Annotated in this window: 18 protein-coding genes; 15 read left to right on the top strand and 3 right to left on the bottom strand. The window is 70.7% G+C overall.

Annotation, left to right across the window (positions count from 1 at the left end; genetic code table 11):
• The first annotated feature begins 25 nt into the window (after positions 1 to 25).
• The 4 genes from R9Z33_RS10790 (at position 26) to R9Z33_RS10805 (ending at position 5,653) form a co-directional block, all read left to right on the top strand.
• On the top strand, positions 26 to 2,332 hold the full coding sequence (locus R9Z33_RS10790) for a bifunctional salicylyl-CoA 5-hydroxylase/oxidoreductase (RefSeq protein ID WP_318651300.1): 2,307 nt from the start codon (positions 26 to 28) through the stop codon (positions 2,330 to 2,332).
• The gene (locus R9Z33_RS10795; RefSeq protein ID WP_318651301.1) at positions 2,329 to 3,540 is read left to right on the top strand and encodes a flavin-dependent oxidoreductase; all 1,212 of its coding nucleotides are present in this window, start codon (positions 2,329 to 2,331) and stop codon (positions 3,538 to 3,540) included. Before R9Z33_RS10790 ends, R9Z33_RS10795 begins: the two co-directional genes overlap by 4 nt.
• Entirely contained in the window at positions 3,537 to 4,283 is a 747-nt protein-coding gene (locus tag R9Z33_RS10800; RefSeq protein WP_318651302.1) for an enoyl-CoA hydratase, read from the top strand. Before R9Z33_RS10795 ends, R9Z33_RS10800 begins: the two co-directional genes overlap by 4 nt.
• 200 nt (positions 4,284 to 4,483) lie before the next feature.
• The gene (locus R9Z33_RS10805) at positions 4,484 to 5,653 is read left to right on the top strand and encodes a DUF2382 domain-containing protein (protein WP_318651303.1); all 1,170 of its coding nucleotides are present in this window, start codon (positions 4,484 to 4,486) and stop codon (positions 5,651 to 5,653) included.
• Between the two features lie 131 nt (positions 5,654 to 5,784).
• Here R9Z33_RS10805 and R9Z33_RS10810 read toward each other — a convergent pair whose 3' ends face one another.
• The gene (locus R9Z33_RS10810) at positions 5,785 to 7,401 is read right to left on the bottom strand and encodes a thiamine pyrophosphate-dependent enzyme (RefSeq protein ID WP_318651304.1); all 1,617 of its coding nucleotides are present in this window, start codon (positions 7,399 to 7,401) and stop codon (positions 5,785 to 5,787) included.
• A 162-nt stretch (positions 7,402 to 7,563) separates the two neighbouring features.
• Between R9Z33_RS10810 and R9Z33_RS10815 the strand changes: the two genes are divergently transcribed.
• Genes R9Z33_RS10815 through R9Z33_RS10825 form a run of 3 tightly spaced genes read left to right on the top strand, consistent with a single transcriptional unit; the run spans position 7,564 to position 10,739 of the window.
• Entirely contained in the window at positions 7,564 to 9,036 is a 1,473-nt protein-coding gene (locus tag R9Z33_RS10815) for a circularly permuted type 2 ATP-grasp protein (protein WP_318651305.1), read from the top strand.
• A complete protein-coding gene (locus R9Z33_RS10820; protein WP_318651306.1) occupies positions 9,030 to 9,968 on the top strand; it encodes an alpha-E domain-containing protein in 939 nt (312 codons plus the stop codon). The genes R9Z33_RS10815 and R9Z33_RS10820 overlap by 7 nt, the downstream gene beginning before the upstream one ends.
• A 36-nt stretch (positions 9,969 to 10,004) precedes the next feature.
• A complete protein-coding gene (locus R9Z33_RS10825) occupies positions 10,005 to 10,739 on the top strand; it encodes a peptidase (RefSeq protein ID WP_318651307.1) in 735 nt (244 codons plus the stop codon).
• A gap of 94 nt (positions 10,740 to 10,833) precedes the next feature.
• Here R9Z33_RS10825 and R9Z33_RS10830 read toward each other — a convergent pair whose 3' ends face one another.
• The gene (locus R9Z33_RS10830; RefSeq protein WP_318651308.1) at positions 10,834 to 12,984 is read right to left on the bottom strand and encodes a xanthine dehydrogenase family protein molybdopterin-binding subunit; all 2,151 of its coding nucleotides are present in this window, start codon (positions 12,982 to 12,984) and stop codon (positions 10,834 to 10,836) included.
• 5 nt (positions 12,985 to 12,989) lie between these two features.
• The gene (locus R9Z33_RS10835; RefSeq protein ID WP_318651309.1) at positions 12,990 to 13,451 is read right to left on the bottom strand and encodes a (2Fe-2S)-binding protein; all 462 of its coding nucleotides are present in this window, start codon (positions 13,449 to 13,451) and stop codon (positions 12,990 to 12,992) included.
• A 125-nt stretch (positions 13,452 to 13,576) separates the two neighbouring features.
• On the opposite strand from R9Z33_RS10835, the gene R9Z33_RS10840 reads away from it, so the two are divergent.
• From R9Z33_RS10840 to ntrB, 8 genes are all read left to right on the top strand, one after another.
• Positions 13,577 to 14,551 (top strand): tripartite tricarboxylate transporter substrate binding protein, encoded by a 975-nt coding sequence (locus tag R9Z33_RS10840; protein ID WP_318651310.1) that lies wholly within the window; start codon positions 13,577 to 13,579, stop codon positions 14,549 to 14,551.
• A 19-nt stretch (positions 14,552 to 14,570) separates the two neighbouring features.
• Positions 14,571 to 15,026, top strand: a complete 456-nt coding sequence (locus R9Z33_RS10845; protein ID WP_318651311.1) for a (2Fe-2S)-binding protein — start codon at positions 14,571 to 14,573, stop codon at positions 15,024 to 15,026.
• A complete protein-coding gene (locus R9Z33_RS10850; RefSeq protein ID WP_318651312.1) occupies positions 15,023 to 17,113 on the top strand; it encodes a xanthine dehydrogenase family protein molybdopterin-binding subunit in 2,091 nt (696 codons plus the stop codon). The genes R9Z33_RS10845 and R9Z33_RS10850 overlap by 4 nt, the downstream gene beginning before the upstream one ends.
• Positions 17,110 to 18,063, top strand: a complete 954-nt coding sequence (locus tag R9Z33_RS10855; RefSeq protein WP_318651313.1) for a substrate-binding domain-containing protein — start codon at positions 17,110 to 17,112, stop codon at positions 18,061 to 18,063. Before R9Z33_RS10850 ends, R9Z33_RS10855 begins: the two co-directional genes overlap by 4 nt.
• Positions 18,060 to 19,229, top strand: a complete 1,170-nt coding sequence (locus tag R9Z33_RS10860; protein ID WP_318651314.1) for a 3-hydroxybenzoate 6-monooxygenase — start codon at positions 18,060 to 18,062, stop codon at positions 19,227 to 19,229. Before R9Z33_RS10855 ends, R9Z33_RS10860 begins: the two co-directional genes overlap by 4 nt.
• A 25-nt stretch (positions 19,230 to 19,254) precedes the next feature.
• Positions 19,255 to 20,040, top strand: a complete 786-nt coding sequence (locus tag R9Z33_RS10865; RefSeq protein ID WP_318651315.1) for an SDR family NAD(P)-dependent oxidoreductase — start codon at positions 19,255 to 19,257, stop codon at positions 20,038 to 20,040.
• A gap of 160 nt (positions 20,041 to 20,200) precedes the next feature.
• Positions 20,201 to 21,553: a CmpA/NrtA family ABC transporter substrate-binding protein gene (locus tag R9Z33_RS10870; protein ID WP_318651316.1), complete on the top strand. Its 1,353-nt coding sequence runs from the start codon at positions 20,201 to 20,203 to the stop codon at positions 21,551 to 21,553.
• Between the two features lie 4 nt (positions 21,554 to 21,557).
• The gene (ntrB, locus tag R9Z33_RS10875; protein WP_318651317.1) at positions 21,558 to 22,409 is read left to right on the top strand and encodes a nitrate ABC transporter permease; all 852 of its coding nucleotides are present in this window, start codon (positions 21,558 to 21,560) and stop codon (positions 22,407 to 22,409) included.
• The last annotated feature ends 1 nt before the right edge of the window (position 22,410 follow it).

The raw sequence follows: 22,410 nt of genomic DNA on the forward strand, positions 1-22,410 counted from the left end.
AAGCCTAATTTGCAGAAGCAGCCTGATGGAGAGCTTCATGCGCATCGCGGTGATCGGCGGCGGCCCCGCCGGCCTCTACTTCGCCATCCTGATGAAGCGCGACCGGCCCGAGGCCGAGATCACCGTGGTGGAGCGCAACCAGGCGGATGACACCTTCGGCTTCGGCGTGGTCTTCTCGGACGCGACGCTCGACATCTTCCGAGATGCGGATGAGCCCTCCTACCGCGCCATCGCCCGGAACTTCGCCTATTGGGACGATATCGCCATCATCGCGCGTGGGGCCGAGCATCGCGTGGGCGGCAATGGCTTCTGCGGCTGCTCACGCCGCACCCTTCTCACGCTGCTGCAGGCGCGGGCGCGCGAACTCGGTGTCACGCTGGAGTTCCGCCGCGAGGTGCGCCCGGAGGATTTCCCGGATGCCGACCTCATCATCGCCGCCGATGGCGTGAACAGCGCGATCCGCACGCGGGACGAGGCGCATTTCCAGCCGGAGGTGGATCTCCGCCCCAACCGCTTCGCCTGGATGGGCAGCACGCGGCCACTCGATGCCTTCAGCTTCTTCTTCGAGGAGCGGCCCGAGGGCATCTTCATCGCCCATGCCTATCAGTATGAGGCGGGTGCGAGCACCTGGGTGCTGGAGACCGACCCTGAGACCTTCGCCCGCGCGGGCCTCGACAAGATGAACGAGGCGGAGAGCGCCGCCTATCTGGAGGGTGTCTTCGCGGACGCTCTGCAGGGCCACAAGCTCATCACCAACCGCAGCCTATGGCGGCAATTCCCGATGATCCGCTGCGCGCGCTGGGTGAAGGACAACATCGTCCTGCTGGGCGATGCCAAGGCCTCGGCGCATTTCTCGATCGGCTCCGGCACCAAGCTCGCCATGGAGGATGCGATCGCGCTGCACGCGGCCTTCATGGCGGGCGGCGACGTGGCCACCTGCCTCCATCGCTTCGAGACGGGGCGGCGCGAGGAGGTGGAGAAGATCCAGCATGCGGCGGATGTCTCGCTTGTCTGGTTCGAGCATGTGAAGCGCTTCTGGAACTTCCACCCTGCCCGCTTCGCCTTCGGCGTGATGACGCGCAGCAAAGCGATCACCTGGGACAATCTGCTGCTCCGCGCGCCGGAATTCGTGGCGGAGGTGCAGGGCGTGGTGGCGGCGGAGACGCCCGGCGGCGATGCACGGAATCCGCCCATGTTCCAGCCCATCGCGCTGCGCGGGATGCGCCTGCCCAACCGCGTCGTCGTCTCGCCCATGTGCATGTATTCGGCCGAAGAGGGCCTGCCGAACGACTTCCACCTGATCCATTACGGCGCGCGCGCCATGGGCGGCGCCGGCCTTATCTTCACCGAGATGACCTGCCCCGCCCGCGATGCCCGCATCACCCCCGGCTGCGCCGGTCTCTGGAATGACGTGCAGCAGGCGGCCTGGACGCGCATCGTGGCCAATGCCCATGCGGCCGGCGCGAAGATGTGCCTCCAGCTCGGCCATGCCGGGCGCAAGGGCGCGACCAAGCTGATGTGGGAGGGGATGGACCAGCCGCTGGAGGCTGGCGCCTGGCCCATCCTCTCCGCCAGCCCCATTCCCTATCTGCCGCATGGCCAGATCCCGCGCGCGATGGACCGCGCCGACATGGACCGCGTGAAGGCGGAGTTCCTGGCCGCGACCGACCGCGCCATCGCCTGCGGCTTTGACATGCTGGAGCTGCATTGCGCCCATGGCTATCTGCTGGCGAGCTTCCTCTCGCCGCTGACCAACCACCGCTGCGATGAATACGGCGGCAGCGTTGAGAATCGTCTGCGCTACCCGCTCGAGGTCTTCACCGCCATGCGCGCCATCTGGCCGGCGGACCGCCCCATGTCGGTCCGCGTCTCCGCCACCGACTGGGCCGAGGGCGGCATCACGGACGAGGACATGCTGGCCATCGCCCGGGCATTCCGCGATGCGGGCTGTGACCTGCTCGATGTCTCCACCGGCCAGACGGTGGCCGATGCCGAGCCCGTCTATGGCCGCATGTTCCAGCTTCCCTGGGCCGACATGCTGCGGAACGAGGCAGGCATCGCCGTCATGTGCGTGGGTTCGATCACCACGGCGGACCAGGTGAACACCATCATCGCCGCCGGCCGGGCCGACCTCGTGGCGCTCGCCCGCCCGCATCTGACGGACCCCTCCTTCACGCTGCACGCTGCCGCGGAATATGGTGTGCGGGGGGTGAACACCCCCGTGCAATATGGCTGGGGCAAGGACGCGCTGTTCCGCAATGCGAAGCGCGCGAGGGAGGATCTGATGGAACTGCGCCGCAAAGCGAAACCCGCGAGCCACGCGCCGCGATGAGCGCGCCCATCCTCATCGCGGGCGGCGGCATTGGCGGCCTCACCCTCGCGCTGTCGCTGCATGAGCGCGGCATTCCCTGCATGGTGCTGGAGGCGGCGGCCGAGGTGAGGCAGCTCGGCGTCGGCATCAACACGCTGACCAATGCCATCCGCGAGCTCACCGCCCTCGACCTGCTGGAGGAGCTGGACGCGGTCGCGATCCGCACGCGGGAGCTGCGCTACATGGACCGCTTCGGCAACCGCATCTGGACCGAGGCGCGCGGGCTGCATGCGGGGCATGACGCGCCGCAGCTCTCCATCCATCGCGGCCGCATGCATGGCGTGCTCTGGCGCGCGGCGCTGGCGCGGCTCGGTGCGGATGCGGTGCGGACCGGCATGCGCCTCACGGGCTTCACGCAGACGGGCGAGGGCGTGACGGCGCGCTTCGCCGATGGCACAGAATTGCAGGGCCGCGCGCTGATCGGCGCGGATGGCATCCATTCCATGCTGCGTGCGGCGCTGCACCCGAATGATCCCGGCATCCGCTGGAACGGTATCCAGATGTGGCGCGGCGCCATCGAATGGCCGCGCTACGAGACGGGCGACGTGATGTTCGTGGCCGGCGACATGAAGGAGAAGCTGGTCTTCTATCCCATCGGCCGTGGCAGCACGCCCGAGACGCGTCTGACCAACTGGGTGGTCTGCGCCCAGATCGGCGACCCGACGCGCCCGCCACCTCGCCGCGAGGATTGGGCGCGGCCCGGCCAGCTGGAGGAAGTGCTGCCCCATGTGCAGCGCTTCCGCGTGCCCGGCCTGGACGTCGAGGCGATGGTGCGGGCCACGCCTGAGTTCTGGGAGTACCCGATGTGCGACCGCGACCCGCTGCCCTTCTGGACCCAGGGCCGCGTGACGCTGCTGGGTGATGCGGCGCATGCGATGTACCCCACAGGCTCCAACGGCGCCTCCCAGGCCATCATTGACGCGCGCCTGCTGGCCCGCCTGCTGGGCGAGCATCCGGTGGAGGAGGCGCTCAAGGCCTATGAGGCGGAGCGCCTGCCGGCCACGCGCGACATCGCCCTCTCCAACCGCCGCGGCGGGCCGGAGCGCGTGGTGGATGTGGTGAGCGAGCGCGCGCCCGATGGCTTCACCGACCTCGATGCCGTGATCGCGCATGAGGAGCTGGCCGCCATCGCGCGAGGATATGCCAAGCTGGCGGGGATGGTCCGTTGAAGATCGAGATCACCCGCGAGGGCGATGTCCGCCGCGTCACCATCGCCAATGACGCGAAGCTCAACACGCTGAATTCCGCGCTGCTGCTGCAGCTCGCCGCCGCCTTCGACGTGGAGGAGGATATCCGCGCCGTTGTGCTGGCGGGCGAGGGGCCGCGCGCCTTCATCGGCGGCGCGGACATCCGAGAGATGGGCGCCGTCACCACGCCCGCCCAGGGCCAGGACTTCATCGAGCGCGTGCACGGCGCCTGTGCGGCCATCCGCGCCTGCCGCGTGCCGGTCATCGCGCGCATCCAGGGCTGGTGCCTGGGGGCGGGCCTTGAGATCGCCGCCGCCTGTGACCTGCGGATCGCCGCCGATATGGCGAAATTCGGCATGCCCGAGGTGCGCGTCGGCATCCCCTCCGTGGTCGAGGCCGCGCTGTTGCCGGGGCTGATCGGCTGGGGCCGCACCCGCCGCCTGCTGCTGCTGGCCGAGACGCTGGATGCCGCCACCATGGAATCCTGGGGCTTCCTGGAGCGCGTCGTGCCGATGGAATCGCTCGACCCGGCGGTGGAGGAGTGGATCGCCCTGCTCCGCGAGGCGGGGCCGGTCGCCATCGCCAACCAAAAGGCGCTGATCCGCGCCTGGGAGGACCTGCCGCTCAGCCAGGCCATCGCGGCGGGTATCCCGGCCTTTGCCAGGTCCTGGGAGACGGCGGAGCCCGGCGCGATGATGGGACATTTCCTCAACCGCAAGCGGTAAGCGCAAGCGTGGCCTTGCGCCCCGCGCAAATTTGTCTGCGTGGCCAGGAAACCTTCGGGCGGCTGCCGTGTTCAGGGAGCAGGGGCAACGCCTTCGCGTTGCGGCCCTGACGTGCAACCAGGCCCATCGCGAGGCGATGGCGCCGGCTTTTGTGCGTCTCAGCACCCACTCACGCCGTCGCATCCCTACGAGGTTGTTCCATGACCCTTCGCACCCTGCTGCAGGCCGCCCCCGCTCGCGCGAACGAGCTCTTCGCCAAGATGTCCGAGACCTCTGACGGCGCGGTGAAGACGCGCGAGCGCCTCTTCGCGGAGCTCAAGGCCGAGTTGGAGCAGCATGCCCGGCTGGAGGAGGAGCATCTCTTCCCCATGCTGAGCCGCAACCCCGAGACGCGCGAACTGGCCGCGGAGGCCAAGCGCGAGAACAAGGAGCTGCGTGCCAGCCTGGCCGAGCTGGATGCCATGCCCAAGGGCGATCCGGCCTTCGCCGAGCGGCTGGCCGCGCTGCAGAAGGCCTTCAGCCAGCAGGCGCGCGATGAGCGCAAGGAGTTGCTGCCCGCCGTGCGGCGCGCGCTGAGCGACGAGCAGATGCAGGGCGTCACCCAACGCATGGAGGCCGGCATCGCCGAGGCCGAGCAGTCCCGCCAGGACGAGGCGGAGGAGCGCCGGATGCGCGCCCGTCAGGAGCGCGAGCAGGCCGAGCGCGAGGCGCGCGCGGCGGAGGAAGCCGTGCTGGCCGAGGCCGAGGCGCAGCGCGAGCGCGCGGCGGGCGAGCGGCGCCTGCGCGAGCAGGCCCGCCAGCTGGCCGACACGGCACTGCGCCCCATGGCGGCGACGGCCCGCGCGATGGACGACCTGGCGCGACAGGCGGGCGCAGGCCGCCGCCCCGAGGTTCCGGGCATGGCCTTCACCCGCATGCTCATGTGGCCCTGGCTCAACCCGACCGAGGCCGCCGTGACGACCCGGCGCGAGGGCGTCGGGCCGGAAGAGGTGATCCAGCTCGGCGAGGAGGTGCTGGACATCGGCAAGCGGACGGAAAACCGGGGCACCGCGCGCATCCGCCGATTCATCGTCGAGAGCGCGGTGGAGCAGGAGGTCACGCTCCGCAGTGAGCGCGTGGTGGTGGAGCGCCGCCGCCCCGTGCAGGACCAGGTGACCGGCGAGATCCTGACCGAGCTCACCCTCGAGGTGATGGAGACGGAGGAAGTGCCGGTGATCCAGAAGCGCCAGCGCCTGCGCGAGGAGATCGTGGTCCGCACCGAACGATCGGAGCGCGTCGAGGTGGTCCGCGACACGCTGCGACGCGACGAAGTGGCGATCGAGCAGCCGGATGCCAGGCGCGCCGGTCGCGCGGCGCGCACCGCGCGTTGAGCGGGCGCACGGCGCGGGGCTTGCAGCCCGCGCCGCGCACGGCCCTCTCCGGTGCGCTATCCGCGCACCTTCCTCCGTGCGCTATCCGCGCATATTCCCTGGTGCGCTATCCGCGCATATTCCCTGGTGCGCTATCCGCGCAACGCCTTGATCTGCGCCGGATAGCTGGACGGGTCCGTCCGCACGTCAATCAGCCGCGGGCCCGGCAGGGCCATGGCTTCGGCCAGGGCGGCGCCCAGCCCGTCCGCATCGGCCGCGTGCCAGGCGCGGCCGCCCATGCCCCGCATCACGGTCGCGAAATCCGCCATCGGCCAGTCCAGCGCGCCATCCGGCAGGTCGCGCTCGCCCTTCTTGATGTCGATCAGCGAGAGTGTGGCATCGTTGAACACCACCACCGTCAGGTTCACGCCCATGGCCGCCGCGGTGGCGAGCTCGCCAATCGCCATCAACAGGCCCCCGTCGCCGGTGAAGGCGACGGCGCCGCGCGAGGGCTCATGCCAGGCGGCGGCGATCGCGGCCGGCAGCGCATAGCCCATGGTGGCAAGGCCGTTGGAGATCAGCAGGTCGCCCGGCCGCTCCGCCTGCCAGAAGGTGGTGGCGGGGAACATGTGCGCCCCCGCATCCACGGTGACGCGCGGGTCGGCGCCCAGGCGCCGGCAGGCATCCTGCGTCACGCGCACGATGTCGGAGGGCGCCATGCCGCGATTGCCGCCGGGCGCATTCTCCAGCGCGGCCAGCCAGGCGGCCCGCAGCGCGCCGACGCGCCCCTCGGGCCAGGGCCTGCGCGGCGCATCCTCGGCCAGGGCGGCCGCCGCCATCTCCCAGGCGCCGATGATGGCGAGCTCCGGCTTGCGATACTCCATCTCCCGCGCGGCGCAGGCGAGGTCGAGGATGGGCGCGGAATAGCGCCAGGGCTGGCCCACGAATTCCACCGGATCGGCGCCGAGCAGGAGGATCAGATCGGCCTCGCGCAGCAGGGGCGCCTCCGCCTCGCCGCCGGTGAAGACGCCGCCGAACAGGGGATGTGAGTCGGGCAGGACGCCCTTGGCCTTGTAGGTGACGAGGCCGGGGCAGCCCAGCGCCTCCGCCAGGCGTCGCGTCGCCGCGGCGCGGGCGGGCTCCGTCGCCTCCAGGCCGATGATCAGCGCCGGGCGCTGGGCCGCCGCCAGCATGCGCCGCGCCTCGGCCATGGCGCCGGGCGAGGGCGCCGCCAGCACCGGCGGCGTGAAGGGCGCGCCCGGTGCGGCCGGGGCGCGGGCCGCATCGCCGGCCAGTTCGAGGTAGCCCGGGCCGCGCGGGGCGGTGAGGGCGGCTTCCAGCACGCGCGGGGCTTCCGCCGCGCCCACGCCGCGGGCGCGGGTCACCGGCGCCATCATCGCCGCCTGGTCGAAGAGCTGGTGCGTCACGTAGCGGCTCTCGCGCGCCGCGAAGCCATCCGCCACCAGGATCACCGGGGCGCGTTCCAGCGCGGCATTGGCCATGCCGTTCGCGGCGTTGGAGACGCCGGGGCCGCGCGTCGTCAGCAGGCCCACCGGCTTGTGGGTGAGCTCCGCGAGCGCCGAGGCCATGATCCCCGCGCCATTCTCGGTGCGTGCCAGCAGGAAGGGGATGCCGCGCGCCTTGGCGGCGGCGATGAGGTCGAGGCTCGAACCCCCGCCCGGCACGCCGAAGATCGCGGGCATGCCGGCGGCGGCGAAGCTGTGCAGCATGGCCTCGGCGCCGGTGGTCAGGTGCGGCTGGTCGTTCATCGGATTCTCCCCAGGCGCGCAGCATAGGCGCTGGGCGGCCCGCGCCAAGCTGCCCGCGACTTGTGCAAAGCCCGGCCCACCGCCGCGCATTGCGCGCTGGGCTGGCTTGTGCCCAACGCCGGGCTGCGGCAAAGCTCATGCCATCTGCCAGGATCAGGTTGCATGACGAGCCAAGCCTTCGACGAGATGGGGAAGGGCGCCTCCCTCCACCCCGCCTATGCCGCCATCGCCGATTGGCTCCGCGAGACGCCGCCCGCCGACCTCGCCGCCAAGCGGGCCGAGGCCGAGGTGCTGTTCCGCCGCGTCGGCATCACCTTCGCCGTCTATGGCGAGGGCGGCGACCCCGAGCGCCTCATCCCCTTCGACATCATCCCCCGCATCCTGGCGCGGACGGAGTGGCAGACGCTCTCGGCCGGGCTCACCCAGCGGGTGCGCGCGCTCAATGCCTTCCTGGCCGACATCTACGGCAAGCAGGAGATCATCCGCGCCGGCCGCATTCCCGCCCACCTGATCCAGGGCAATGAGCAGTTCCGGCCTGAGATGCAGGGCTTCCTGCCGCCCGGCGGCATCTACACCCATATCGCGGGCATCGACCTGGTCCGCACCGGCCCCGACCAGTTCTACGTGCTGGAGGACAATGCCCGCACGCCATCCGGCGTCTCCTACATGCTGGAGAACCGCGAGGCGATGCTGCGCCTCTTTCCGCGGCTGATGGCGCGCCACCGCATCGCCCCGGTGAACCGCTACCCCGAGGACCTGCTGGCGACGCTGAAGGCGGCCGCGCCCGAGCGCGCGGGGCCCGACCCCACGGTGGTGATCCTCACCCCCGGCTCCTTCAACAGCGCCTATTACGAGCATTGCTTCCTGGCCGATGAGATGGGCGTGGAGGTGCTGGAAGGCCCCGACCTCTTCGTCGAGGACGACATCGTCTACATGCGGACCACGGCGGGGGCGAAGCGCGTGGACGTGATCTATCGCCGCATCGACGACGACTACCTGGACCCCAAGGCCTTCCGCCCCGACAGCATGCTGGGCGTGCCGGGGCTGATCGCGGCCTACCGTGCGGGCAATGTCGCGCTGTGCAATGCGCCGGGCTGCGGCATCGCCGATGACAAGGCGATCTACCCCTATGTGCCGGCGATGATCCGTTTCTATCTCGGCGAGGAACCGCGTCTCGCCAATGTGCCCACGCTGCTCTGCGAGCGCGAGGAGGACCGCAAGGAGGTCCTTGCCAACCTCGACAAGCTGGTGGTGAAGCTGGCCCAGGGCTCGGGCGGCTACGGCATGCTGATCGGGCCGCATGCGACCCAGGCCGAGCGCGATGAATTCGCGGCCCGCATCCGCGCCAAGCCGCAGGACTACATCGCGCAGCCCACGCTGGCGCTTTCCACCGTGCCGACGCTGGTGGAGCAGGGGATCGCGCCACGCCATGTGGACCTGCGCCCCTTCGTGCTCAGCACCAAGGATGCGGTGCGGATCGTCCCCGGCGGGCTGACGCGGGTGGCGCTGCGCGAGGGTTCTCTCGTCGTGAATTCCAGCCAGGGTGGCGGCACCAAGGACACCTGGGTGCTGGAGGCCGACCCCGCACCCTCGCAATCCCAATCGCAATCCATGGGGGGTGCCGCCGCATGCTGAGCCGCACCGCCGACAGCCTCTTCTGGCTCGGCCGCTACACCGAGCGCGCGGCCAATGTGGCGCGCGGCCTCTCCGTCGCCTCGCGCATGGCGGGGCTCACCGCCGAGCTCAACCATGAGGGCGACGAGTGGCGCGCCCTCCTGGTTGCCGCCGGCTGCGAGCCCGGCTTCTTCCAGAAGCACCGGGAGGTGACCGAGGAGGCCGTGGTGGACTTCCTGGTCCGCGACCCCGACAACCCCTCGGGCATCATCTCCTGCTTCGCCGCCGCCCGGCACAATGCGCGCACCGTCCGCACCGCGCTGACGGTGGACATGTGGAGCGCGATGTCGGACAGCTGGAATCATCTGCGCCGCATCGGCCCCGCGGATTTCCAGGGCGAGAAGCTGCCGGGCTTCCTCGAATGGGTGCGCGAGCGGGTGCTGCTGTTCAACGGCGCCTCGATGGACACCATGCTGCGCGGCGAGGCCTGGCTCTTCGTCCAGCTCGGCACCGCGCTGGAGCGCGCGGACAACACCGCCCGCCTGCTCGACGTGAAGCATGAGGTGCTGGAGAGCGCCGCGGAGAGCACCGTGGCGCATGGCCAGTGGCAGGCCGTGCTGCAATCCTTCTCGGCGCTGCGGGCCTATCACTGGGTCTTCCGGGACCGGATCACGCCGGCCCGCATCGCGGAGCTGCTGATCCTCCGGCCCGAGCTGCCGCGCAGCCTCGTCGCCAGCTTCAACCGCGTCTGCGAGGTGCTGGACCTGATCGCGGCCGAGCAGGATGGGCGCCGTGGCGAGCCGCACCGCCTGGCGGAGGAGCTGCGCGCGCAGCTGCGCCAGGGCCGCATCGAGGACATCATGGAGGCGGGGCTGCACGAGTATCTCACCGCCATGATCATCAACACGGCCGAGCTCGGCGAGGCGGTCCAGGCCTTCTACATCCGCGCCTGATCGGGCATCCTCCCCGCCTGATTCGGAGGGCGGGGAATGACCTATTGCGTGGGGCTTTCGGTGAATGAGGGCATCGTCATGCTCTCCGACACGCGAACCAATGCGGGCCTCGACAACATCTCGACCTTCTCCAAGATGTTCGCGGTCGAACAGCCGGGCGAGCGCGCGCTGGTTCTGATGACGGCCGGCAACCTCGCCATCACCCAGGCGGTGGTCAATCACCTCCAGGCCGGCGTCTGGCACAATGGCGTGCAGCAGCGCCTGACCGACGTGCCGGACATGGTGAGCGCAGCCCAGCTCGTGGGCGCCGCCGTGCGGCTGGTCGCGCAGCAGGATGGGCCGGCGTTGGGCGCGCAAGGCCTCGGCTTCGATTGCAGCCTGCTGCTGGGCGGGCAGATCGCCGGCGGGCCGCAGCGCCTCTTCCTGATCTATTCCGCCGGGAACTTCATCGAGGCGACGGACGACACGCCCTTCCTGCAGATCGGCGAGCACAAATACGGCAAGCCCATCCTGGACCGCGTGCTGACGCCGCAGACCTCGCTCGTCATGGGCGTGGCACTCACGCTGATCAGCATGGACAGCACGCTGCGCTCCAACCTCTCGGTCGGCATGCCGCTCGACATGGCGGTGATCCGCACGGGCGAATGCGCCATCGCCTCGCGCCGGCGCTTCACGGATGACGATCCCTACTACCAGACCATCCGCAACGGGTGGTCGCAGGCCCTGCGCGATGCCTATCTGGCGCTGCCGCGGCCGGATTTCATTCCGTAAGGGCCGTTTTGCGAGAGGGGCTTGCCCTCTCGCGTTGTCTCCGCTGCGCGGCCAACCCCGCCAGGAAACAGAGTGTCCTGGGCCTTCGGCCGGCCTACGCGCGCGTCAGGTCCTGGCCGGCCAGCGGCAATTGCCGGACCCGCTTGCCGGTCGCCGCGAAGATCGCATTGCAGACGGCGGGCGCCAGCGGGGGCACGCCGGGCTCGCCCACGCCACCCAGCGGCTGGCCGCTGCGGATGATGTGGGTCTCCACCACCGGCGCCTCGCTGATGCGGGCGATGCGGTAGCTGTCGAAATTGCGCTGCTCGGCGCGCCCCTGCTTCAGCGTCACCGCCTCATGCTTCATGGCCGACAGCGCCCAGACCACGCTGCCCTGCATCTGCGCCGCCACCGTGTCGGGGTTGATCACGTCGCCGCAGTCATAGGCGACCGTCACCTTGTGGACGGTGAGTTCGCCGCGCGTGATGGAGATCTCCGCCACTTCGGCGCAGAGGCTGCCATAGGCCTCCATGTAGGCGATGCCGCGATGGCGGCCGGGCGGCAGCGGCGTGCCCCAGCCGCCCTTCTCGGCCGCCAGGTTCAGCACGGCCAGCGCGCGCGCGTCATGCGCCAGCAACTCGCGGCGCAGCGTGAGCGGGTCCTTGTTCGCTGCGGCGGCGACCTCGTCCAGGAAGCTCTCGACGAAGAAGCCGTATTGCGAGGAGCCGACCGAGCGCCAGAGCCAGACCTTGGGCGGCAGGTCCACGCGCGCATATTCGGCGCGGAAGGCCTGGCCGAAGCGATAGCGCGTATCCGTCACGCTCTGCAGCGCGAAGGGGTCCATGAAATTCGGGTTGCGGAAGAGCCAGGGCCGGTAGTCATACATGACCGAGCCACCGGCCCCGCGGATGTTGAAGCCGGTGACGCGGCCCGAGGCGTCGAGCGCCGCCTCCATCTTCGCGGCGAAGGCAGGGCGGTAATAGCCCTGCGCGAATTCGTCGGCGCGCGACCAGATCAGCTGTACGGGCCTGCCGAGCGCACGCGCCGCATGCGCGGCCTGCGCCACCACCTCCACATGCAGGCGCCGGCCGAAGCCGCCGCCGGCATAGGTGGTGTGCATCGTCACGTTCGCGGGCGGGATGTTCAGCGCGGCCGCGACGTCGCGCACGCACCAATCCTGGTGCTGGGTCGGTGCCCAGATTTCGGCGCGATCACCCGTGATGCGGACCGTCGCGTTCTCCGTCTCCATCGGCGCATGGGCGAGGTAGGGCACCTCATAGGTCGCGGAGACGACGCGCGCGGCGGCGGCGCGCACCGCCTCCCAGTCGCCGTCATTGCGCGGGCGCTGTGCCTGGGGCTGCTCCAGCGCGGCGCGCAGCCGGGCGGAGACGCCGGCGGAATCGAGATTGTCATGCGGCGTCGCCTTCCAGCGCACCACCAGCGCCTCGGCACCGCGCATCGCGGCCCAGGTGGTGGTGGCGGCGACGGCCAGGCCACGCGGAATGGGCACCACCTGCACCACGCCGGGGATGGCGAGGGCGGGTGCCGGGTCGAAGCTGTCCAGTTCCGCGCCGAAGACCTCGGGCAGGCGGGCGACGGCGAAGAGCATGCCGGGCAGGCGCACATCGACGCCATAGGTGGCCGCACCCCGCGTCTTGGCCGGGATGTCCGCGCGCGGCGCGTTGCTGCCGCTGACCCGCCGCTCGGAGGCCGGCTTCATCGCCGGCATTTCGGGCAGCGGCAGGCGGGCGGCGGCCTCGGCCAGCTCGCCGAAGGTGAGCGCGCGATTGCTGGCCGCATGCAGGACGCGGCCCTCCGCCACGCTCAGCGAATCCGCCGGCACGCCCAGGCGCTGGGCGGCGGCCTGCACCAGCACGGTGCGCGCGGCGGCGGCACCCCGGCGCAGGCGTGGCGCCCATTGCCGGATGCCGAAGGAGGCGCCGGTATACATCTCGTTCACGCCGGCGAGCCGCAGCGCGGGCTCGGGCTGGCCGACGGTGACGGTCACCGCCTCGAGGGCGCAGCCCAGCTCATCGGCGATGATCTGCGCATGCGCGGTATGGGTGCCCTGGCCGAGTTCGCTCGTCGTGGTGAAGAGGGTCACGCGGCCATCGGTGGCGATGCGGAGGAAGCCGCTCAGCGTGCCATTGCCGCCCGTGCCGGCGATCGTGGGCGGCGGCGGCGCCGCGGGCGCCTGGGCCAGGGCTGCATCGGCCATGAGGGGCACGAGCAGGGCGGATTGCAGCAGCGCGCGGCGGTCAAGCATGGCCATCACCCTTGCCCCCCCGCCTGCGCCGCCTGGTGAACGGCGGCGCGGATGCGCTGATAGGTGCCGCAGCGGCAGATATGGCCCTCCAGCGCCGCATCGATCTCGGCGTCGGTCGGGCGGGGCGTCTCGCGCAGAAGGGCGGCGGCGGCCATGATCTGGCCGGACTGGCAATAGCCGCATTGCGGCACCTGCTGCGCGATCCAGGCGAGCTGCACGGGATGGCGCCCCTCGGGGTGCAGGCCCTCGATGGTGGTGATGCGCTTGCCGGCCGCGTCCGCCAGCGTGGTCTGGCAGGCGCGGGCGGGCTGGCCGTCCAGGTGGATGGTGCAGGCGCCGCATTGCGCGATGCCGCAGCCATATTTCGTGCCGGTGAGGTTCAGGATGTCGCGCAGGGCCCAGAGCAGGGGCATGTCGGGCGCGGCGTCGAGGCGACGCGCCTGCCCGTTGATGGTCAGCTCGATCATCACGTTCTCCCTGAATGGCTGTTTGATTGCCTTGGTGAAATCTATGACGGCGACAGCTTGCGCGTGCAAGTCCCACTTGCGGGGTCGGGGACCGCGGGCGATGTAGCGAGGAGGGAGAAACCGCCATGCTGAACCGCCGCCCATTCCTGCTTGCCGCGCCCGCATTGCTCATGGCCGGCGGCGCCGCCGCGCAGGGAACGACGCCGCCCTGGCCGCAGCGCCCGGTGCGGATCATCGTGCCCTTCGGCCTTGGCGGCTCGGCCGATGTCGCGGCGCGCTTCCTGGCGGAGCCGCTCGCCGCCGCCTTCGGCCAGCCCTTCATCGTCGAGAACCGGCCCGGCGCGGGGGCCACCATCGGCACCGACCAGGTGGTGAAGTCCGCGCCCGATGGCCAGACGCTGCTGCTGATGAGCAACACGCACACGGCGAACGAGACGCTGCTGCCGAACCGCCCTTATGTGCTGATGCGCGACCTCGCGCCCGTCGCCGCCATCAACGTGGCCTATCACGCGCTGGTGGTGCATCCCTCGATCCCGGCGACGAATGTGCCGGAGCTGATCGCGCTGCTGAAGGCCAATCCGGGGCGCTACGATTATGCCAGCAGCGGGCCGGGCACGCCCTATCACATCGCGGGCGAGGTGTTCCGCGCCATGGCCGATGTGCAGATGCAGCACATCCCCTTCCGTGGCTCGAACGAGGCGCGCACCGCCGTGATTTCCGGCCAGGTGCCCATCATGTTCGACGCGATCCCGACGATGCGCGAGCAGATCGCCGCCGGGCGCGTGCGTGGCCTCGCCACCAGCGGCCCCCAGCGCAACCCGCTGCTGCCCGAGCTGCCGGCGGTGGCCGAGACGCTGCCGGGCTACGAGGCCTCGATCTGGCTCGGGCTGATGGCACCCACCGGGACGCCGCGCGCCGTCGTGGACCGGTTGAATGCCGAGGTGAACCGCATCCTCGAACGCCCCGAGACGCGCGAGCGCCAGGCGGCGGCGGGCGCGCAACCGCTGCCCATGTCGGTCGAGGATTTCGGCAACTTCGTCACGCGCGACATCGAGCGGCAGCGGGAATGGATCCGCATGGCGCGGATCACGCCGGGTTGATCCGGAGGATCACGGGCGGATGATCCGCTTCACGCTGAACGGCGCCGCGGTCGCGCATCCCGGCGGCATGAGCCTGCTGCATGCGCTGCGCGGCGACTTTCTGCTGAACGGCCCGCGCTTCGGCTGCGGCGCCGAGGCCTGCGGCGCCTGCCATGTGCTGCTGGAGGGGCGCTCGGTGCCTGCCTGTACGCTGCCGGTCGAGGCGGTGGCGGGCCGTGCGGTGACGACGCTGGAGGGGCTGGGCACGCGCGCCGCGCCGCATCCCCTGCAGCGCGCCTTCCTGGAGGAGCAGGCGGGGCAATGCGGCTTCTGCCTGTCCGGCATCATCGTCACGGCCGCGGCCTTCCTGCGCGAGAATCCGACGCCGGATGAGGAGGCGCTGCGCGTGGCGCTGGAGGGGCATCTCTGCCGCTGCGGCAGCCACAACCGCATCCTCCGCGCCATCCTGCGCGCTGCCCGGGAGATGCGCGCATGAATCTCGCCTTCGGGGGCACGGGGCCGGATGACAGGCCGAAGCTGCCCGGCAGCCTGCACCTCAACCGCCGCCTCGATATGTGGCTCACCTTCCATGCCGATGGCCGCGTCTCCATCCATCCGGGCAAGGTGGAGCTGGGTCAGGGGATCCTGACCGCGCTCGCGCAGATTGCCGCCGAGGAGCTGGATGTGGCGCTGGAGCGCATCCTCGTCGCGCCCACCATCACCGGCCGCAGCCCGAACGAGGCCGTGACCTCCGGCAGCCTCTCCATCCAGGAGGGCGGCATGGCGCTGCGCCATGCCTGCGCCGATGCGCGCGCACTCTGCCTCTCCGTGGCGGCGCAGGCGAGTGGCGTGCCGATCGAGGATCTGCGCGTCGAGAACGGCGTGTTCCTCGGGCCCGAGGGGCCTGTCGGCTCCTACGGCGCGCTGGCTGAGCGCGACCTGCTGGAGGTGGAGGCCTCGCCCGATGCGCGGCCCAAGCCACCCCAGGCGCGGCGCGTCACCGGCGTCTCGGCGCCACGGCTGGACCTGCCGGCCAAGGTCTTCGGCGAGGCGCGCTTCATCCAGGACCTGCGCTTTGCGGGCCAGCTTCACGCGCGGATGATCCGCCCGCCCGCGCCCGGCGCGCGCCTGCTGGAAGCCCCCCCGGGCGCGCTGCGCGACGGCGATGTGCTGGCCGTGATCGCTGACACGGAGGCGGAGGCCGAGCGCCTGGCCGAACGCGCCGCCCGCGGGGCGCGCTGGAGCGAGGGGGCGGGCCTGCCCACCGACTGGCCGCGCTGGCTGGAGGCGGCGCCTGGCGAGGAGAGCGTCGTGGCCGAACACGGCACGCCCGCGCCCGCGGCTCGCCGCATCACGCGCCGCTTCTTCCGCCCCTTCATCGCGCATGGATCGGTCGGCACCTGCTGCGCCATCGCGGCCTTCGACGGCACCGTGATGCGCGTCTGGAGCCACACGCAGGGGCCCTACAATCTTCGCTCCGACCTCGCCCTCGCGCTCGGCATGGCGGCGGAGAACATCATCGTCGAGCATGTCGAGGGGGCGGGTTGCTACGGCCATAATGGCGCGGATGACGTGGCGCTGGATGCGGCGATCTGCGCGCGGCTCCGCCCGGGCCGGCCCATCCGTGTACTCTGGTCCCGCGCGGAGGAACTGGCGCAGGCGCCGCTCTCTCCCGCCATGCTGGTGGAGATCGAGGCGGGGCTGGATGCGTCCGGCACCCTCGCCTCCTGGCGCGTGCATGCGCGCTCCAACGGCCATTCGGGGCGGCCGGGGCGCGTGAAGACGCCCGTGCTGCTGGCGGCGCCGCTGCTGCCGAGTGGCCAGCCCATCCCGCCCGCGATCAACCCACCGCTGGCGGGTGGCGGCGGTGCGCAGCGCAACATGGTGCCGCTCTACCGCGTACCGGGCCTCTCGGCCACGATGACGCGGCTGACGGAGATGCCGATCCGCAGTTCCGCCCTGCGCGGCCTCGGTGCGCTCATCCATGTCTGGGCCATCGAGAGCGTGATGGACGAACTGGCCGCGCTGGCCGGCGAGGATGCCATCGCCTTCCGCCTGCGTCATTGCGACGATGAGCGCGCCGCGCATGTGCTGCGCGAGGCGGCGCGCGTGGCCGGCTGGGGCCGCGCCCTGCCGGAGAATGAGGGCCTGGGCATCGCCGTCGCGCGCTACAAGAACACCGGCGCCTGGTGCGCCGTCGCGGCCCATATCCGCGCGGAGGAACGGGTGCGCTGCCTCTCGCTCCACGTCGCCGCCGACATGGGCGAGGTGATCAACCCCGATGGCGCGATCAACCAGCTGGAGGGCGGCGCCATCCATGGCGTCTCCGTGGCACTTCACGAACAGGCGAGGACGGATGGCGCGCGCATCACCTCCGACAGCTGGGAGGGCTACCCCGTGCTGCGCTTCCGCGACGTGCCGCGGGTGACGGTCAACCTGATCCAGCGGCCCGAGGCGCCGCCGCTCGGCGCCGGCGAGGCAAGCATGGCGCCCAGCATCGCCGCCATTGCGGGCGGCATCCACCAGGCGCTGGGCATCCGGCCCGACCGCCTGCCCTTCACCCCAGAGAATCTGATCCGATGACCCAGAAGCTGCGCATCACGCTCGCCTGCACCCTTTCGGACCGCACGCGGCCCATCCTGGACGGGCGCGTGCAGATCCCGGGCGTGGAATTCATCGCCCTGCCGGGCGAGCCGGAGGACATCTTCAAGCGCGCGCTCCGCGACAAGGCCTTCGACGTGACCGAGCTTTCGATGGGCAGCCACATCACCACCACGGCGCGCGGCGACAGCCCCTATATCGGCGTGCCGGTCTTCCTCTCTCGCGCCTTCCGGCATTCGGCCATCTACATCCGCACCGATCGCGGCATCACCCGGCCCGAGGACCTCGCCGGCCGCACCATCGCCCTGCCGGAATACCAGCAGACGGCGGCGCTTTGGGTGCGCGGCATCCTGCGCGAGACGCATGGCGTGGACACGAAGGCCATCCGCTGGCGCATCGGCGCCGAGCGCATCGCGATCTCGCTGCCCGACGGCTACGACGTGGCGCCGCTCGGCGAGAGCCCCGAGCAGGCGCTGCGCGAGGGCCGCGTGGATGCGATGATCGGTCCCCGCCCGCCCGCGCCGCATCCGCAGATCGCGCGGCTGTTTCCCGATTATCCCACGGCCGAGAAGGCCTGGTTCGCGCAGACCGGCTTCTTCCCCATCATGCATTGCCTGGCTGTCCGGCGCGACGTGGCCGCGGCCAATCCCTGGCTGCCGCTGGTGCTGTTCCGCGCCTTCGCCGAGGCGCGCCGCCTCTCGCTCGAAGAGCTGCGCCTCGTGAACGTGCTGCGCGTCTCGCTGCCGTGGATCGCGGCCGCGATGGAGGAGCAGGAACGCGCGATGGGCGGCGATGTCTGGCCCTATGGCTTCGCCAAGAACCGCGAGGAGATCGCCGCCATGATCGGCTTCGCCCGCGCCGATGGCCTGGCCGCGCGGGACCTGACGCCAGAAGAACTGTTCCACCCCTCCGTTCTGGCGGAAGTGGCGTGAGGATCCTCGTCGCCGGCGGTGGCATCGGCGGGCTGGGCGCCGCGCTGGCGCTGGCCCGGCGCGGGCATGAGGTGCGCGTCTTCGAGCGCAGCGCGGAGTTCCGCGAGATTGGCGCCGGCATCCAGCTCGGCCCCAATGTCTTCAAGATGTTCGACCGGCTTGGCCTGCGCGAGGCGATCCTCGACCGCGTCGCCATCCCCGGCGCGCTGGTGATGCGCTGCGCCCTCAAGGGGCATGAGATCACGCGCGTGCCGCTGGGCGAGGGCTTTCTCGCGCGGTTCGGGCAGCCCTATGCGGTGATCCACCGCGCCGACCTGCACGGCGTGCTGCTGGCGGCCTGCGCCGCGCACCCCTCCATCACGCTCACCACTGGCCGCGCCGCGCGCGACTACAGCCGGATCGGCGCCCAGGTCTCGCTCCATTTCGAGGATGGCTCGAGCGAGCGTGGGGACCTCGTGATCGGCGCGGATGGCCTCTGGTCGCGCATCCGCACCGCCATGCTGGGGGCGGAGAAGCCGGTCGTCTCCGGCCATATCGCCTATCGCGCCGTGCTGCCCATGGGCGAGGTGCCCGACGGCATCCCGCGCGACGAGGTGGTGCTGCATGCCGGCCCGCGCCTGCATCTGGTGCATTACCCGCTGCGGCGCGGTGAGCTGATGAACCTCGTCGCCGTCTTCCACAGCACGGAGTATTCCGAGGGCTGGGACCAGGCGGGCGATCCGGTGCTGCTGAAGAAGCACTTCGCCCGCACGCGGCCCGAGGTGCGCGCCATGCTCGGGAAGATCGAGACCTGGAAATACTGGGTGCTCTGCGACCGCGAGCCGAAGCGCGGGTGGCAGGATGGCGGCGCGGTGCTGCTGGGCGATGCCGCGCACCCCATGCTGCAATACCTGGCGCAGGGCGCGAACATGGCGCTGGAGGATGCGCTCTGCCTTGCCGACATGCTCGATGCGCTGCCGCTGCCACAGGCGCTCGCGGCCTATGAGGAGGCCCGCGTGCTACGCACCGGCCGCGTGCAATCCATGGCGCGGATCTATGGCGAGATCTACCACGCCGCCGATGTGCGCGCCGAGCTGCGCGACGCGATGCTGCGGGGCCGCCCGCCCGAGGCCGCCTGGGAGGGCATGGCCTGGCTTTACGATGGGCCGGATTGGCAGGCACCATAGCCTCCAAGCACGGAGGAATCGGCACATGCAACTCACCCTCGATGGCCGCAAGGCCCTGATCACGGGCGGCTCCAAGGGGCTTGGTCTCGCCATGGGGCTGGCCTTCGCCAAGGCTGGCGGGCATGTCGCTCTCGTCGCGCGCGGGGCGGATGCACTCGAGGCCGCGAAGGCCGAGATCCAGGCCGCCGCCCCTGCAGCGCGCGTCGCCGCCATCCCGGCCGACATCCGCACCGCCGAGGGCTGCGCCGCGGCGGCCGCCGCGGCCGCCGCGGCGATCGGGCCGATCGACATCCTGGTGAACAATGCCGGCACCTCGCAGCGCGGGCCCTTCATGGACATCAGCGACGCGCTCTGGGAGGACGACCTCAACCTCAAGCTGATGGCGGCGGTCCGCCTCTGCCGTGCGGTGCTGCCAGGGATGCAGCAGCGCCGTTGGGGGCGCATCATCAATGTGCTGAACATCGGTGCCAAGGCGCCGCTCGCCACCTCCACGCCAACTTCCGTGAGCCGCGCGGCGGGCATGGCGCTGACCAAGGCGCTCGCGAATGAATACGCGCCGCACAATGTGCTGGTGAACGCGCTGCTGGTCGGCATCATCGAGAGCGACCAATGGGTGCGCCGCCACGCGGCGGACAAGCGCAACATCACCTGGGAGGAGTGGAAGGAGGAGCAGGGCCGCTCCGTCCCGCTCGGCCGCATCGGCAAGGCGGAGGAATTCGCCGCCATGGCATTGATGCTGGCGAGCGAGCAGGGCGGCTATGTGACCGGCACCGCCATCAATGTGGATGGCGGGCGCAGCCCCGTCGTCTGAGATTGCCCAGATTTTGGGCGGATGATCCGGCGGCGTCGGCGGCGGCTGCCGGCCGAAGGTGCAGGAAACCAGGTTTGCGGCCGGGAGAGCGCGAGAGAGCAGCGCCCTCTCGCGCTGGCACAGGACATGCATAGGCGCGCCCAACACCAGGGAGCGCCCGATGGCCCAGCTTTTCAACCGTCTCTGCGATTGCGGCACCAGCCACGCCGCCGGCTTCAACTGCGTCGAGCAGGCGCCGGGGGATGGCACGGGCGAACTTGGCCGCGCGGTGAACGAGGCCGCGATCCGCGCCGCCTTCCCGGAGGCCAATACCCGCCGCGCGATGCTGACCGCCTTCGGTGCCGGCACGCTGCTGGCGGCGCTGGAGGGCGTGCTGCCGCTCGGCAATGCGCGCGAAGCCCTGGCCCAGGGGAGCAACACGGCGACGGGCGCGCCCGAGAAGCGCGATCTCAAGATCGGCTTCATCCCCATCACCTGCGCCACGCCCATCATCATGGCGGACCCGATGGGCTTCTATCGTCGCCAGGGCCTGAATGTGGAGGTGATCCGCACGGCCGGCTGGGCCGTGATCCGCGACCGCTCCATCGCGCGCGAGTATGACGCGGCGCATATGCTGGCCCCCATGCCGGTCGCCATGTCGCTCGGCGTGGGCGTGGCGAACCCCATCCCCTTCTCGGTGGCCGCCATCGAGAACATCAACGGCCAGGCCATCACGCTCGCCAACAAGCATCGCGACAAGCGTGACCCGAAGGATTGGCGCGGCTTCCGTTTCGCCGTGCCCTTCGACTTCTCGATCCACAACTACCTGCTGCGCGCCTATGTGGCCGAAGCGGGCCTCGACCCGGATCGCGACATCCAGATCCGCGCCGTGCCGCCGCCCGAGATGGTGGCGAACCTCCGCGCCGACAACATCGACGGCTTCCTTGGCCCGGATCCGTTCAACCAGCGCGCGGTCTTCGACGGCGTGGGCTTCATCCACATCCTGACGCGCGAGCTGTGGGACGGGCACCCCTGCTGCGCCTTCGCCGTGCCGCGCAGCATGATCACCGACACGCCCAACACCTATGCCGCCCTGCTGCGCGCCATCGTCGAAGCCACCGCCTATTCCGACAACCAGGCAAACCGCGTCGAGGTGGCGAACGCCATCCATGGGCCGAACTACCTGAACCAGCCGCTGACCGTGGTTCAGCAGGTGCTGACCGGCACCTTCGCCAACGGCCTGGGCCAGGTCGTGCGCCAGCCCAACCGCATCGGCTTCGATCCCTTCCCCTATCACTCCATGGCGGTCTGGATCCTCACGCAGATGCGCCGCTGGAACCAGCTGCAGCGCGACGTGGACTGGCGTGCGGTGGCGGAGCAGACCTTCCTGGCGCTGGATGCCGGCCGCGTGATGCGCGACCTCGGCATGGCGGTGCCGGCCAATCCGATGCGCGTCGAGACCATCCTCGGCAAGCGTTTCGACCCGACTCAGCCCGAAGCCTATATGGCGAGCTTCGCGATCAAGCGGAACTGAACCCATGAACACCACAGTTCCGGTGTGGCGGGCCGCGCTTCTCTCGGCCGCGCTGCTCTTCGCCCTGCTTTTCGCCTGGGAAATGGCCGTGAAGGGCAGCGCCACGGGCGGCGCGCCCACGGTGGATCCCGAGCTCGCGGCCCTGCTCAGCCCCGAGGCCGCGCGCGGCGGGCAGACGGCCATGCCGGCGCCCACCGATATCGGCAAGCGCCTGGTCGAACTGCTGAGCAATCCCTTCCACCAACGCGGCACCAATGACCAGGGCATCGGCATCCAGATCGGCTGGTCGCTCTGGCGCGTCATGGCGGGCTTCCTGCTGGCGGCGGTGATCGCGATCCCGCTCGGCTTCGTGATCGGCATGAGCCCGCTGCTGAACGCCGCACTCAACCCCTTCATCCAGGTGCTGCGGCCGGTCTCGCCGCTCGCCTGGATGCCGCTCGCGCTCTACACGATCAAGGATTCCTCGATCAGCTCGATCTTCGTGATCTTCATCTGCTCGATCTGGCCGATGCTGCTGAACACGGCCTTTGGCGTGGCTTCGGTGCGGAAGGAGTGGCTGAACGTGGCACGCACGCTGGAAGCCGGACGCTGGCGGACGGCGATGCGTGTGATCCTGCCCGCGGCGGCGCCGACCATCCTCACCGGGATGCGCATCTCCATCGGCATCGCCTGGCTGGTGATCGTGGCGGCGGAGATGCTCGTGGGTGGCACCGGCATCGGTTACTGGGTCTGGAACCAGTGGAACAATCTGAGCATCGCCGACATCGTCATCGCCATCCTGATGATCGGGCTGGTGGGGCTGGCACTGGACCGTCTGCTGGGCTTCATCGCCCAGGCCGTGGCCTGGCAGGAGTAGG

Source organism: Sediminicoccus rosea (genome assembly GCF_033547095.1).
Taxonomy (GTDB): domain Bacteria; phylum Pseudomonadota; class Alphaproteobacteria; order Acetobacterales; family Acetobacteraceae; genus Roseococcus; species Roseococcus rosea.

What these genes read in the sequence shown, in the direction of transcription:
- R9Z33_RS10790 (WP_318651300.1), top strand. Translation starts at nt 26, where the DNA reads ATGGAGAGCTTCATGCGCATCGCGGTGATCGGCGGCGGCCCCGCCGGC.
- R9Z33_RS10795 (WP_318651301.1), top strand. Translation starts at nt 2,329, where the DNA reads ATGAGCGCGCCCATCCTCATCGCGGGCGGCGGCATTGGCGGCCTCACC.
- R9Z33_RS10805 (WP_318651303.1), top strand. Translation starts at nt 4,484, where the DNA reads ATGACCCTTCGCACCCTGCTGCAGGCCGCCCCCGCTCGCGCGAACGAG.
- R9Z33_RS10810 (WP_318651304.1), bottom strand. Translation starts at nt 7,401, where the DNA reads ATGAACGACCAGCCGCACCTGACCACCGGCGCCGAGGCCATGCTGCAC.
- R9Z33_RS10815 (WP_318651305.1), top strand. Translation starts at nt 7,564, where the DNA reads ATGACGAGCCAAGCCTTCGACGAGATGGGGAAGGGCGCCTCCCTCCAC.
- R9Z33_RS10820 (WP_318651306.1), top strand. Translation starts at nt 9,030, where the DNA reads ATGCTGAGCCGCACCGCCGACAGCCTCTTCTGGCTCGGCCGCTACACC.
- R9Z33_RS10825 (WP_318651307.1), top strand. Translation starts at nt 10,005, where the DNA reads ATGACCTATTGCGTGGGGCTTTCGGTGAATGAGGGCATCGTCATGCTC.
- R9Z33_RS10830 (WP_318651308.1), bottom strand. Translation starts at nt 12,984, where the DNA reads ATGCTTGACCGCCGCGCGCTGCTGCAATCCGCCCTGCTCGTGCCCCTC.
- R9Z33_RS10835 (WP_318651309.1), bottom strand. Translation starts at nt 13,451, where the DNA reads ATGATCGAGCTGACCATCAACGGGCAGGCGCGTCGCCTCGACGCCGCG.
- R9Z33_RS10840 (WP_318651310.1), top strand. Translation starts at nt 13,577, where the DNA reads ATGCTGAACCGCCGCCCATTCCTGCTTGCCGCGCCCGCATTGCTCATG.
- R9Z33_RS10845 (WP_318651311.1), top strand. Translation starts at nt 14,571, where the DNA reads ATGATCCGCTTCACGCTGAACGGCGCCGCGGTCGCGCATCCCGGCGGC.
- R9Z33_RS10850 (WP_318651312.1), top strand. Translation starts at nt 15,023, where the DNA reads ATGAATCTCGCCTTCGGGGGCACGGGGCCGGATGACAGGCCGAAGCTG.
- R9Z33_RS10855 (WP_318651313.1), top strand. Translation starts at nt 17,110, where the DNA reads ATGACCCAGAAGCTGCGCATCACGCTCGCCTGCACCCTTTCGGACCGC.
- R9Z33_RS10865 (WP_318651315.1), top strand. Translation starts at nt 19,255, where the DNA reads ATGCAACTCACCCTCGATGGCCGCAAGGCCCTGATCACGGGCGGCTCC.
- R9Z33_RS10870 (WP_318651316.1), top strand. Translation starts at nt 20,201, where the DNA reads ATGGCCCAGCTTTTCAACCGTCTCTGCGATTGCGGCACCAGCCACGCC.
- ntrB (WP_318651317.1), top strand. Translation starts at nt 21,558, where the DNA reads ATGAACACCACAGTTCCGGTGTGGCGGGCCGCGCTTCTCTCGGCCGCG.